Here is a 12,898-nt window from a genome sequence, read left to right as displayed (position 1 = left end):
CTCAGCGCCGCCCCGTCATCGCACGCCCGGACCGCTCGACCGCCGCTGCTTCAGTGCCGAGGTAACTCGCCACCACGCGCGGGTCGGCGCGCACTTCGGCCGGCGTGCCCTCGGCGATGACCTCGCCGGCCTCGAGGCAGTAGATGCGGTCGCAGAGCGCCATCAACAGCGGCATGTCGTGCTCGACCACGAGCACCGACGCGCCGTGCTGATCGTGCAACGCCCGCAGCAGGGGCGCCAGCGCCTCGACCTCGCGCTGGGCGAGGCCCGCCGTCGGTTCATCGAGGAGCACGATTCCCGCATCGGCCGCCACGACCGCCGCGAGATCGCACACCTTGCGCATGCCGGTGGACAGTTCGCCCACGAGCGTGCTGGCGCGCGGTCCCAGCCCAAGGCCGTTGAGCACCTCCAGCGCGCGGGCGCGCTTGGCGCGCTCGGACATCCGCAGCCACGGACTCGCCGTCATCGCCGAGACGGTGCCGGCAGGACTCTTCGCGTCGGCGGCGGCCATCACCACCTCGAGGACGGTGAGCCCGGGATAGAGCCGCGCGTCCTGGAACGTGCGGCTCAGTCCGCGCGCGGGGCGCGCCGCCGGACCCATGCGACTGACATCGTCACCGCCCAGCGTCACGGCACCGGCGACCGGCGCGCGATGGCCGGAGATCACGTCGAGCAGCGTCGACTTGCCCGCTCCGTTGGCGCCGATGAGCCCGACGATCTCACCCGGGTGCACGTCGAGGTCGACGCCGGCGACGGCGCGGATCCCGCCGAAGGCCACCGACACGCCGCGCACCGACAGCGCCCCGCGCTCGCTGGGCACCGCGACGGGCGCGGCCGCGGGGCCCTGCACGCTCCGCAACGCGGACTCGGCGGCGCTCTCGTCGCCGCCGTCGGCCAGCCACCGCGACACCGCGGCGCGCCGGGCGCGCTCGAACACCGACGCCAGGCCGCCGGGGAAGAACAGCAGCGTGACGAGCAGCAGCGCGCCCGAGGTGAACGACCGCACCGCGAGCGTGTTGGCGCCGGGCACGAGGAAGGGCCAGGCGAAGACGGCGATCGTGCCGAGGATGGGCCCCTGCAGGGTGCCGAGCCCGCCGACGACCGCGACGGCCAGCAACACGAATGACGTCGAGGGCTCGAAGGCGCTGAAGCTGAAGCTGCCGGCGGCCATCGCCCAGATGGCTCCCGCCATCCCGGTGATGAAGCCGGAGACGGCGAGGGCAGTGAGCCGTGCGCGTGTTGGCGACAGGCCGTGCGCCGCCGCCAGCGCCGGGTTGTCACGCGACGCCACGATGGCGCGCCCCACCGCACTGCGCCGCAGCGAGTGCAACGACGCCAGCGAGAGGGCGAGCACGCCGACGGCCACGGGGTACAAGCCCCGCACCGTGGTGATGCGCATACCGAACAGGTGGGGCGGGCCCAGGCTGACGATGGCCGATGCGTCGTGGGTGAAGATGCCCTGGCGGAAGAGCCAGCTGCGGGCGGCGAACGCGAAGGCCAGCGTGACGACGCCGGTGAGCAGGCCGCGGGAACGCAACGCCGCCGCGCCCACCACCGCGCTGGCCGCCGCGCCCGCCAACCCCGACGCAAGGAGCATGACGGGGAGGCCGAGGCCGTCGGCGCGCGTGGCGGTGTACGCGCCGACGCCCAGGAAGGCGAACGAACCCAGCGTCACCTGACCCGCCCACCCGGTGAGCAAGCTGATGGCGAGCGCGGTGAGGGCGAAGGCGACCATGAACAGCAGGAACACGGCGCGTTCCTGCGTGTGCAGACCCGGCAGCAGCGGGGCGAGGGCCACGAGCCCGAGCAACGCCACCCAGCCGAGCCGGCCCGCGTGGCGCAGGACGAAGGGCAGGCGCGCCTGGGCCGGCAGCGGCATCGCCGAGCGCTCGACCACGAGCGTGTCCGCGTCGTCGCGGGATCCCGCGGCGAGGGCGCGCCAGCGCAGCAGCAACCCGGCGGCGAGCGCCAGCGCCAGCACCACGTCGGGCAGGCCGGCGACGTGGGTGTAGAACACCGTCGACTGCTCGAGCACGCCGATGCCGATCCCCGCCAGCACGGCGATGCGGAAGTCCGTCAGTCCCGCCAGTAGCGCGGCGGCGAGACCGCGCAGCAGCAGGCCCGGCCCGCTGTCGCTGAACCCGATGGCGGGCTGCGTGGGCGCGTACAGGATGGCGGCCACCGAGGACACGAGCCCGGCGAGGGTCCAGACCATGAGTGACACGCGGCGCACCGAAATGCCGGCGAGCCGGGCGGCGTCGGGGTTCGACGCGGCGCCGCGGATGACGCGACCCGTGCGCGTCCGCGTGAGGAACAGCGTGAGACCCACCGCGATGAGCGGCGCCACCACGATGGTGAGCACCTGGCTCGACGTCATCACCGCGCTGCCGATCTTCCAGTGCACGTCGAAGGGTTCGGGGTAACCGTCCGTCGCCAGTCGCCGGGCGTCGGGCTTGAGCGGACCGGCCAGCACCAGCATCAGGATCAGCTGCGACACCCCGATGGTCGCCACCAGCAGCGTGAGCCGGGACTTGTCGAACAGCCGCCACATCAACAGACGCTCGACGAGCGCACCGGTGGCGGCGCCGAGCGCCAGCGCCAGCGGAAGCGACACCCAGTACGGCGCGTCGAAGCGGAACACCATGACCGCCAGCGCCGCACTCGCGACCGTGCCCATCTGTCCCTGGGCAAAGTTGACGAACCGGTTGGCGCGGAACACGAGGATCACGCCGATGGCGAGCAACGCCGCCTGCAGGCCGCTGGCGGTGCCGAGCAGCGCGACGACCGGTAGGTCGCTCATGCGCCGCCCGGCGTGTCGCCGCCGAGGAACACGGCGCGTGCGAGATCGCCGCGCTCGAGCAACGCGCGGGGGTCGCCTTCGAAGCGCACCTCGCCCTTCTCGAGGAACACCGCACGCCCGCACAGCTCGGCGGCCAGGTTGAGCGACTGCTCCACGAGCACGCACGTCACGCCCGACGCGTTCACCTGGCGCACCGTCGCCAGCAGGTCGGCCACGACCGCCGGGGCCAGACCGAGCGAAAGCTCGTCGATGCAGAGCAGCCGCGGGTCGACCAGCAGCGCCTTGGCCACGGCCAGTTGCTGCTGCTCCCCGCCCGACAGCGTGCCGGCGAGGTTGCCGAGTCGCGCCGCCAGCGCCGGGAAGCGTTCGAGCTCGCGCGCCATCCGGGCGTCGAGCACGGGGGCGGTGAGAGTGAAGCCGCCGAGCTCGAGGTTCTCGCGCACGGTGAGATCGGCGAACACCGCCCGCCCGCCCATGACGAGCGCCACGCCGCGCCGCAACCGGTCTTCGGCGGGCTCACGCGTGACGTCTTCACCGTCGAGCACAACCCGTCCCGACGACGGGGTCTCCAGCCCCGCCAGCACCCGCAGCACCGTCGACTTGCCCGCGCCGTTGGTGCCGAGAAGCCCGAGGATCTCGCCGGGGGCAACGCTGAACGACACGCCGAACAGCACCGGCGTCTTGCCGTACGCGAAGTGCACGTCGTCGATCTCGAGCCGCGTTGCCGTCGTGGATGCAGTGGCCATTCGTCCCCCCGACCGATGCCAGCCGCACGTTAAATGATGGCTCGTTCATATGCAATCGGTTAGCGTCGCGCGCCGTGGCGACCAAGTCGCGAGCGTCAACCAGCACCCGGGGCCGGCCCGTCAACGCCGACGGCGAAGCCACCCGCGCCCGCCTGCTCGACGCCGCGGCAGCGATCTGCGCCGAGACAGGCTTCGACGGGGCCACGGTGAGCCAGATCGCCCGTCGCGCCGGGCTCACTCCCGCTGCGATCTACAACTACTACGACAGCCGCGAGGATCTGCTCTACGCCGCCGGTCGCCGCGGCCTCGAACAGGTGACCGCCGTCGTGCCCGCGGGCGCCGGCGCCGACGCCGCCCGGCTCATCGCCACCGCCTACCTGCGACCGGAGCTGGCCCAGACGCGCCGCCTCCTCGCCGAACTGCACGTCGCCAGCAACCGCGAGCCCCGGCTGGCCGCGCTGCTCGCCGAGTGGCACCACAGTTGGAGTGCCGCGCTGCGCCGTGTGCTGCCGCCCGGCGACCCCGATCCGGGCGCCACGGTCAAGGCGCTGTTCCTGCTGCTGCTCGGCCTGTGCCACCTCGACGATCTCGAATCCGTGCGCGCCCGCCCAACCGCGCTCGCCCGCACCGTCGAAGCGCTGGTCGAAGTGCTCGTGCCCCAACGCCGCGCCTGAGCCGATCAGCCGCCGCGGCCCCACACGTCGTCGCCCCGCTGCACGCACTCGCCGCCGGCGTCGGCGAACAGCACCTGGCCGGTGACCGCCGCCAGTTCGGGGCGGGTGAAGGTCACGAGGAGGCGGGCGATCGCGGCGGGGTCGGCCACGCCACCGAGTGGCATCGGCACCAGGTCGAGCAGGACGGCGGACATCGCCTCGTCGGCAAGGAGCGGCGCCGTCATGGGTGTGCGCACCACTCCGGGCGCCACCGCGTTCAGCGCGATCCCGGCACCCGCCCACTCCGGCTCGACGGCGCGGGCGCGGATCCAGCGGGCGAGCGCACGCTTGGTCGACGCGTAGCCGGCGAGCGGGTCGACGCCGGCGCGCGCCACGTGCTCCAGCGCGGCGGGCTCGTCGCCCGCGAGGCACAGCGCCACCAGCTTCGGGTCGACGCCCTGCAGCAGCGCGACCGAGGCCGTGGCGACCGCCCGCGGCGCGTCGCTTGCCGCCAGGTAAGGCTGCAGCCCGCCGAGGGTGGCCACCGCTCCGAAGAAGTTCACGGCCACGATCGCGCCGGTGTCGTTGCCCATCACGCCGGCGTTCGCCACCACGGCGTCGACGCGGCCGCCGCTGAGCGTGTCGACCTGCTCGACCATGGCGCGGCGCCCGTCGGCGGTGGACAGGTCGGCGACGACTTCGGCGTCCGCGCGGTCGACGCCGATCACTCGGTCACCGCCCGCCGACAGCAATTCGACCACAGCGGCGCCGATTCCCGACGCCGCACCCGTCACCACTGTTGTGCGTGCCACCCTGCTCCTCCCACCGGGCCCTTGGCAGCGCCCCACGCGCCGACTATATGTATAGCGATTCATTTCCTGTCGTGAGAGTGGCCGTGGGGGACGAGCGTCGATGGCGATGAGCGCAGCACTGATCGACAAGGTGAAGCAGCAGGCGGCCACCGAGGCGGCGCGGCGCGCCCACCCCGAGGGGTTTCCGGCGCTGCCGGGAGTGCCCGCCGCCCGCTACTGCGACGCCGACTTCGCCCGCCTCGAGCACGACACCGTGTTCAGCCATAGCTGGCTCATGGTCGCCCATCTCGACGAGCTTGCGAACCCGGGCGACTACCGCCGCGTCGACCAACTGCCCGAACCGATCGTGCTCGTGCGCGGCACCGGCGACGAGGTGCGCGCCTTCTACAACACCTGCCAGCACCGCGGCGCCGAGCTGGTCACCGAGGCGTCCGGCAACGCGGGGCGCCGGCTCACCTGCCCGTACCACAGCTGGGTGTACGACCTCGACGGCGCGCTCGTCGGCCTGCCCGAAACCCACAACTTCCCCGAAGGCGACCGCGAGTGCCTGGCGCTGCGGTCGGTGCGCTGCGAGACGTGGGGCCCCCTGGTGTTCGTGAACCTCGACAATGCCGCGCCGCCGCTGGCGGAATACCTCGACCCCGTCAACCGCGACCTCAGCGAACTCGGCGCCCTCGCCGACCGGCTGCACCTGGTGAGCCACCCGGCCATCGACGTCGACGTGAACTGGAAGCTGCCGGTCGACGCCAACATCGAGACGTATCACGTCAACACCGTTCACCGCGACAGCGCGGCGCGCCTCCTCGACCAGGCGGCGACCGCGATCCAGCTGCTGCGCAACGGCCACTCGCGCATGCTGATCGCCACCCGCGACGGCCGCTCGATGGGCGACGTCATGCCCTTCGCACCGCTCTTCGACGGCGTGGGCGACCTGCCCGACGCCGGCACGTTCAGCTACCACGTGTTCCCGAACCTGAGCATCGTGTTCTCGGGTCGGGGCTTCGTGTTCTTCATCACCAACTGGCCGATCGCGCCCAACCGTTCGAGCTACCACGTGCACTTCTGCTCGTCGCTGGCACCGGCGACCGAAGACTCCGCCAAGCTCAACGACGCGTTCGCCGAGATCAACCGCGCCGTGCTGCTCGAAGACCTGTCGGTGCTGCCCGGCATGCAGCGCTCCATCGACGCCGGCGGCATCGACGTGGTGCGCCTCGGCTACCAGGAACGGCGCATCTACCACCTGCACGAAACCATCGACCACTACATGGGTGAACGCACGCCCGCGCACCTGCGGGTGCCCGCGGTGCTCGCCGATCACATCGAGAGTTGACCGACCACGCCATGCATCCCTTCGTCGCGCTGATGCGCCGCTACTGCGTCGACTACACCAACACCCACGACCAGTCGGTGTGCGACGACATCATGGAACCGGACTACGTCGTGCACATCAGCGGGTTCGACCTCGTGCGCGACGCGTCGTACAAGCCCGCCGTCGCCGACCTGTACCGCCGCGCCCCGGGGCTCGGGCTCGTGGTGCACGAGTTCGTCCTCAACGGCGACCGCTTGTGCATGCGCTTCAGCGAGCACGCTGCCATGCCCGCGGGCGACGGCGTTGCGCTGGCGTGCTGGCGCGGCATCGGGCTGTACAAGTGGAACGGCACGCGCCTCACCGAGAACTGGGTCGAGCAGGACTACGTGGCCATGCACCGCCAGCTCGCGACCGGAACGCCTGACGCGCTCGAGCCGCCGCACCTCGACCCGTGGGTGGCGACCCAGCCCGTCGCCGCCGATCCCGCCGCCGAGGCGGTGGTGCGCGCCTGGCTCGAGGCCGGCGATCTCGGCAACGCTGCGGTGGTCAGGATCGACGACACGCCGAGCGACGCCGCGTGGTCGGCCGCGGTGACGCCGGCCGCGATCACCGTCGACGACCTCTTCTCCGCCGGGCCCCGCGTCCCGTTCCACGTGACGATCGCCGGCGGGTACGCCGGAGGCATTCCGGAGGTCCCCGACTCCCACGTCGGCGACCCCGTGACCTTGTGCGTGTCGGGGATCGCCGAAGTCGCCGGCGGCCGCGTCGAGGCGGTGCGCGCCGTCACGAGCCGCGCCACTGTGCGGTTCCAGCTCACGGGCGCGGCGCCGATCTGATCCATGAGCCGTCCCGACGTCGATCTGCTCGATCCCGCATTCCACGTGGGAGACCCGCATCCCGCCTACCGGTGGATGCGTCAACACGAGCCCGTGTACCGCGACGAGCACAACGCACTGTGGTGCATCACGCGCATGGAGCACCTGCGCCACGTCGAGCGCAGCACCGACGAGTTCGTGAGCAGCCAGGGGTATCGCTCGATCTGGGTGCACCACGAGACCTCGATGATCTCGAAGGACGACCCGGAGCACGCGCACCAGCGCCGGCTCGTCTCGGACCGCTTCACGCCCCGCGCCGTCGCCCGGCTCGAAGACGACGTGCGCGCCCTCGTGATCGACGCCATCTCGATGTTCGCGTTCGCCGGGATGGTCGAAGTGGTCGACGCGCTGGCGGCGCGTATTCCCTCGATCCTCACGTGCCGCCTGATCGGGTGGGACGACAGCCACTGGCGCGACGTGCGCTCGTGGTCGGAGCGCCTCATGCGCGTCGACACCATGTTGCGCGTGCCCGGCCACGCGTCCGACGCCATGCGCGCCGTGGGCGAGATCGCCCGGCTCGTCGACGCGTCGCTGGCCCAACGCTCCGCCTGTCCGGCCGACGATCTGCTGAGCGCGTGGCTCGCCGGAGCCGAGAAGAGCTGCCCGATGAGCGCGGCCGACGTCAATTCCGAGCTCGGACTCGTGATCCCGGGCGGCGCCGAGACGACGCGCACGACGCTCGCCCGCGCCCTCATCCTCTTCAGCGAGCGCAACGATCTGTGGGAACAGCTCGCAGCCGACCCGGCCGGCATCTCCACGGCGGTCGAAGAGCTGCTGCGTTTCATCACCCCGCTCAACAACATGTTCCGTACCGTCGCGTCGCCCGACGGCAACGGCGTCGAGATCGACGGCGTGCGCATGGCGCACGGCGATCGCGTCGCGCTCGTGTACCCGTCGGCCAACCGTGACGAGTCGGTGTTCGCAGAACCCGACGGCGTCGACTTGGCGCGCGACCCCAACCCGCACATCGCCTTCGGGTTCGGCACGCACTTCTGCCTCGGCGCCCACGTGGCGCGCCTCGTGCTGCGCGTCGCGCTCGAGGAGTTGACGCCGCGGTTCAAGAACCTGCGTGCCGTGGCGCCCCCCGTCTACGAGGCCAACGTCTTCGTGAAGGCCGTCGAACGCTTCGAGATGGGGTTCGACCCGAGGTGATGACGACCCGCCTGCTGGCCCGCGGCGCGGCGGTTGCGGTCGCCGTCGTCGTCGCCGTGGCCCTGCTCTGCGGCGGCGGTCCGGCACAAGCTGGTGTGGGCGACGCCGTCCCGACGCCCGACACCGTGGTGCCGCCCTTGCCGCCGGCGGTCGATCCCGCGACCGCGGCGGTGAGCCCCGTCATGTGGCAAGCGTGCAACGGGGTGGGTCTGGCCGTCGGGCTCGTCGTCGTCGCCGGCACGCTGGCCGGCGTGCCGCCGCAGGTTGGAGTGCCGCTCAACCGGGCGGTCGCCACGGCGAGCGGGCCCGCGCTGACGGCCTTCTTCGAGTTGTGCCAGCAGATCCCGCTGCCCGACGAAGCGCCCGACTGCGCCACCGATCAACAACTGCCCGCACTGCCGACGCTCGGCCGGCCCGTCCTGCCCTTCGCGCTCCTGGCGAACGAACTGCGCGCCCTCGACCACACCCTGTCCGGGGCGGGCGTCCCGCTCAACGGAGCGCTGAGCCGCGCCGCCGACAATCTTCTCCAGTGCGCCGACGGCCACAACCCGGCGCCCGATCCCCAACCGGAGGCGTCGGACTCGGTGCTCCCGAGCCGGGCCGAACGCGGCGACATAGATGCGGGCGGCGTGAGCGGCCTGTTGGGTTCTTTGCCCAGCCTTGACGCGGAGCCCGGCGCCGCCGGCGCGCCGGCACCATCGGCGCTCGACCTGCCGCCCGTTGGCGCCATCACCACGCCTGGACGGGCCCACGGCGCCGCGCTCGCGTTCGCGCTCCTGGCGCTCACCGCGCTTTCCGTCGCGCTGTGGGTCCAAGCCGGTAACGCCCGGCCGGCCGCCGCGGACGACGACGCGACGGGCGCCGCGTGAGCGACGACCTGTCCCCGCAGCGACGCGAGTGGGTGGAGCACGCCATGGGTTCGACCATCGCGGACGCGCGGCGCATCGGCAGCGGCGCGTCGCGGCGCATCTGGTGTGTCGATCTCGCGTCGGGCGACGCCGTGATCGTGCGCGAAGACACCGGCGACGGCCCGGTCGCCGGCACGCCGCTCACGCTGGCGCGCGAAGCAAGCGTCTACGCCGCGCTGGCCGACACCGACCTTCCGGTCCCCGCGCTGCGCGCCGTCGCTCCCGACGGCGCCGCGCTGCTGCTCGACCGCGCCCCGGGCGACGAGCGGCTGAAGGACCTCGACGACGACAGCCGCGGTGCCGTGGCCGCTGACTACGGTCGCTGCCTCGGTCGGCTGCATCTGCTGGCACCCGAAGCGCTGGAACTCGGACCGTTGACCAACCCACCCGCCACCGATCCGACGGCGCAGGATCTCGCGTTGTGGCATGGCATTCACCGCACACGCGGCGCCGCGGCCGCGTCACCGGCGGCAGCAATCGCGCTCGACGCGCTCGCCGCCGCCCTCCCGGCACCGACGGGCCGCGCCGTGCTGTGCCACGGCGACGCCGGGCCCGGCAACTTCCTCCACGACGGCCAGCGGGTGACCGCGCTACTCGACTGGGAGTTCTCCCATGTCGGCGACCCGCACGACGACCTCGCCTGGGTGGCGGTACGCAACCAAGCGTTGCGCCACCCGCTCGACGCGTCGATCGTGTTCTCGGCGTGGCGCGCCGCCACCGGCCAGTCCCTCGACCTCATGCGGCTCGAGTGGTTGCGCGCGCTGGTGCTCACGCGGATGCTCGTGAGTTGCGACGCGACGATCGGCTGGGCCGGGGCCGACGCGCCGGCGGCGCGGGTACAGGCAGTCCTCCAACCCTGGCTGGCCGTCGCCGTGTTCGAAGCGCTGCGCCGCGCCGGCCTTGCCGCCACGGCGACCACACCCTCCGACGAGGAACGCGACGCCCGCCGCGCCTGGGAGCAGTCCCCCGTGGCGCACGTCCTCGACGACCCCCTTCACCTCGACGACCTTGGAGCATTGCTGTGACCTCCACGCTCACCGCCGCCGACGACCGCTTTCACGACGTCGCCGACACCCATCCGCTGTGGACCGAGACCACGTGGTGGGGCCTGCACGTGCCCGAACGGTCGCTCGGCGGCATGATCTACACGCTGTTCCGCCCCAACCTCGGGGTGGCGACGCTCCTCGTCGCGGTGTGGGACGCCGAGGCGTGCGAGCCGTGGCGCGTGCCGTACCACCGCAGCCAGTGGCACATCCCGCTGCCCGACTCTGACCTCGACGACATCGACGTCGGCGGGCTGCGGATCCGCGTGCGCGACCCACTGCGCGCCTACGAACTCACTTACGCCGACGGCGAGGCGCTCACCCTCGACCTGCGCGTCGACGCCGCCATGGACCCGCACGTCGCCATAGCTGAACGACGCGCCGGCCACTTCGACCAGCTGTGCCGCGTCACCGGCCGCCTCGTCGTCGCCGGCGAGCCAGTCGACGTCGACTGCCTCGCCATCCGCGACCGGTCGTGGTACGTGCGCGACGACGCCCGCTCGATGCAAGCGGGCTACGTCTACGGCGCCGTCGACGAGCACCACCAGTTCCTCGCGTTCACCGGTGCGTTCACCGACGACGACACCAGCACCGTTACCGGCGGCTACCTGATACGTGACGGCGAGAAAGCCACGCTCACCGGCGGCACCCGCACGGTGGTGAGCCGTCGCCGCGGCCATCCCGACGCGGTCACGCTGACGGCGACCGACGCCCTCGGCCGCGAGTTCGTCGTGTCCGGCCGGGTGACGGCGTCGCTGGCGAGCCAGTCCACGCCGGGCATGTTCGCCTGGATGAGCATCGCCGACTGGACCATCGACGGCCGCGCCGGCCACGGCGAGGACCACGACGTGTGGTCGCCCGACCGGCTCGCCCACCGCCCCGCCGCGGCCGGAGCGGGTCGATGAGTTCCATCCCGGCATCGGTCGCCGACATCGACGCTGCTTGGCTACGGGCGGTGCTCGCCGGCTCCTTCGCCGGCGAGGTCACCGGCGTGCGCGCCGACAACCTCGGCGCCGGCCTCGGCCTGCTGGGCGAAGTCACGCGGCTGCACCTCGACTGGTCACCCGCCGGTGCCGGCCCGTCGACGCTCATCGCCAAGACGCAATCGCCCGCGCCCGAGAGCGCGTTCGTGGCACAGCTGATGGGCTTCTACCACCGCGAGGTCAGCTTCTATCGCGAGCTGGCCGGCCGCATCGAGGTGCACACGCCGCGCTGTTACCACGCCGACATCAGCGACGACGGCGCGTCCTTCGTGCTGCTGCTCGACGACATCACCGGGGCGCGCGCCATCGACCAGATCACCGGCGCCACCCGCGCCGACGCCGAAACCGTCGTCGACCAGGCCGTCGTCCTCCACGCCCGCTTCTGGGACTCCCCCGAACTGTGGGCCCTCGATTGGCTGCCACCCATCAACACGCCGTTGTTCCTGGCCGCCGCCGATCTCGCGGCGGCCAAGCTGCCGCGCTACCTCGAGTACTGGGACGGCAAAGCTCCCGCCGCGGCCGTGGCGTTCGTGCGCGACATGACACCGCACTATCCGGCGCTCCTCGACTGGTGGGTCGCCCAGGGCCACCCCACCTTCGCCCACATGGACTACCGCGCCGACAACTTCCTCTTCGGTGGCTCCCCCGGCGCGGACGTCGTCACGGTGCTCGACTGGCAGCTCAGCGTGCGCGGGGTCGGTGTGTGGGACATCGCCAACTTCCTCGCCGGCTCGGTGACGGTCGAGAACCGCCGCGCGTGGGAGCACGACCTCGTGCGCCGCTACCACGAAGGCCTCCTGGCGGCCGGCGTGACCGGATACGACTGGGATCGCTGCTGGCGCGACTACCGCTACGCCATCGGCCAGCAGGCGTGGTCGACGTGCCCGATGGGTGACATGGACCCGGGTAACGAACGCGGCCAGCTCCTGCTCGACACGATCACGCCGCGCTACCTCATCGCCGCCGACGACCACGGCGTCAACGAGATGCTCGACCTGTTCTAGCCAAGCCGGCGGCCAAGACGTCGGGAACGAGCCGCTGGGCGATCAGCGGCATGGTGCCGGTGAGCAGCACGCGCACTTGCGCCCGAGTGAGTCGTCCGCGCTCGAGCCATTCACGGGTCGCCTCCTGCGCGAGCCCGCCGTAACAGCGCACGACGGCGCGTAACTCCGGGCTCACGGCCACGGCGTCGACCCCCAATGCGGCGAGCACGCGTTCGCCCACCGCCTCGCTCGCGTCGTCGATGATCTGGCGCAGTTCGGGGTCGTGGCCGCTCTCACCGGCGCGCACGGCGGCAAGCCAACTCTCGCGATTGGCGTCGACGAGGTCGAGCCAGCCATCCACGCTGCGTTCCCACAGGTCGGCATCGGTGTCGCCGTCGGCGCGCAGCGGGAGGGCGGCGACGCGTAACAGGTCGCGGGCCACTTCGAGATACAGCTCGCGCTTGGACCCGAAGTAGTGATTGAGCAGCCCGCGAGCCACACCGGCGGCCTCGGCGATGTCCTGCATCGACACCGAGGAGTAGTCACGCGTCGCGAACAGGCGGCGCGCTTCGTGGAGGATCTGGCGGCGCCGGACGTCGGTGTCGAGTCGGGTGCGAGGGACGCTGCTCATGGG

The 12,898-nt window shown here is 72.2% G+C and carries 12 protein-coding genes; 8 read left to right on the top strand and 4 right to left on the bottom strand.

Annotated elements, in window-relative coordinates; translation table 11 throughout:
• Nucleotide 1: 1 nt before the first annotated feature.
• Together VHC63_00925 and VHC63_00920 are read right to left on the bottom strand one after the other, a co-directional pair.
• On the bottom strand, nt 2-2,800 hold the full coding sequence (locus tag VHC63_00925; protein HVV35136.1) for a branched-chain amino acid ABC transporter permease/ATP-binding protein: 2,799 nt from the start codon (nt 2,798-2,800) through the stop codon (nt 2-4).
• On the bottom strand, nt 2,797-3,546 hold the full coding sequence (locus VHC63_00920) for an ABC transporter ATP-binding protein (protein HVV35135.1): 750 nt from the start codon (nt 3,544-3,546) through the stop codon (nt 2,797-2,799). The genes VHC63_00925 and VHC63_00920 overlap by 4 nt, the downstream gene beginning before the upstream one ends.
• A gap of 74 nt (nt 3,547-3,620) precedes the next feature.
• Here VHC63_00920 and VHC63_00915 point away from each other — a divergent pair, with 74 nt between their 5' ends.
• A complete protein-coding gene (locus VHC63_00915) occupies nt 3,621-4,220 on the top strand; it encodes a TetR/AcrR family transcriptional regulator (GenBank protein HVV35134.1) in 600 nt (199 codons plus the stop codon).
• Between the two features lie 5 nt (nt 4,221-4,225).
• Here the strand turns inward: VHC63_00915 and VHC63_00910 are convergent, their stop codons facing one another.
• Nucleotides 4,226-5,011, bottom strand: coding sequence for an SDR family NAD(P)-dependent oxidoreductase (locus VHC63_00910; protein HVV35133.1), 786 nt, complete (start codon nt 5,009-5,011; stop codon nt 4,226-4,228).
• Between the two features lie 106 nt (nt 5,012-5,117).
• Between VHC63_00910 and VHC63_00905 the strand changes: the two genes are divergently transcribed.
• From VHC63_00905 to VHC63_00875, 7 genes are read left to right on the top strand one after another with little or no spacing between them, the layout of a single operon-like run.
• Entirely contained in the window at nt 5,118-6,341 is a 1,224-nt protein-coding gene (locus VHC63_00905; protein HVV35132.1) for an aromatic ring-hydroxylating dioxygenase subunit alpha, read from the top strand.
• Nucleotides 6,338-7,156 carry a hypothetical protein gene (locus VHC63_00900; GenBank protein HVV35131.1) on the top strand — a complete coding sequence of 273 codons (819 nt, stop codon included), beginning with the start codon at nt 6,338-6,340 and terminating at the stop codon, nt 7,154-7,156. The genes VHC63_00905 and VHC63_00900 overlap by 4 nt, the downstream gene beginning before the upstream one ends.
• Nucleotides 7,157-7,159: 3 nt before the next feature.
• A complete protein-coding gene (locus VHC63_00895) occupies nt 7,160-8,347 on the top strand; it encodes a cytochrome P450 (GenBank protein HVV35130.1) in 1,188 nt (395 codons plus the stop codon).
• A complete protein-coding gene (locus tag VHC63_00890) occupies nt 8,347-9,216 on the top strand; it encodes a hypothetical protein (GenBank protein HVV35129.1) in 870 nt (289 codons plus the stop codon). The genes VHC63_00895 and VHC63_00890 overlap by 1 nt, the downstream gene beginning before the upstream one ends.
• Complete coding sequence (locus tag VHC63_00885) at nt 9,213-10,280, top strand: phosphotransferase family protein (GenBank protein ID HVV35128.1); 1,068 nt, start codon at nt 9,213-9,215, stop codon at nt 10,278-10,280. Before VHC63_00890 ends, VHC63_00885 begins: the two co-directional genes overlap by 4 nt.
• On the top strand, nt 10,277-11,203 hold the full coding sequence (locus VHC63_00880) for a hypothetical protein (GenBank protein ID HVV35127.1): 927 nt from the start codon (nt 10,277-10,279) through the stop codon (nt 11,201-11,203). The genes VHC63_00885 and VHC63_00880 overlap by 4 nt, the downstream gene beginning before the upstream one ends.
• Entirely contained in the window at nt 11,200-12,285 is a 1,086-nt protein-coding gene (locus VHC63_00875; protein HVV35126.1) for a phosphotransferase, read from the top strand. Before VHC63_00880 ends, VHC63_00875 begins: the two co-directional genes overlap by 4 nt.
• On the opposite strand, the gene VHC63_00870 is transcribed toward VHC63_00875, so the two are convergent.
• The gene (locus VHC63_00870) at nt 12,260-12,895 is read right to left on the bottom strand and encodes a helix-turn-helix domain-containing protein (protein ID HVV35125.1); all 636 of its coding nucleotides are present in this window, start codon (nt 12,893-12,895) and stop codon (nt 12,260-12,262) included. The genes VHC63_00875 and VHC63_00870 overlap by 26 nt on opposite strands.
• Nucleotides 12,896-12,898: the final 3 nt, after the last annotated feature.

The sequence above is a fragment of the Acidimicrobiales bacterium genome (assembly GCA_035546775.1).
Lineage (GTDB): Bacteria > Actinomycetota > Acidimicrobiia > Acidimicrobiales > JACCXE01 > JACCXE01.
This window is presented reverse-complemented; position numbering and strand designations above follow the sequence as displayed.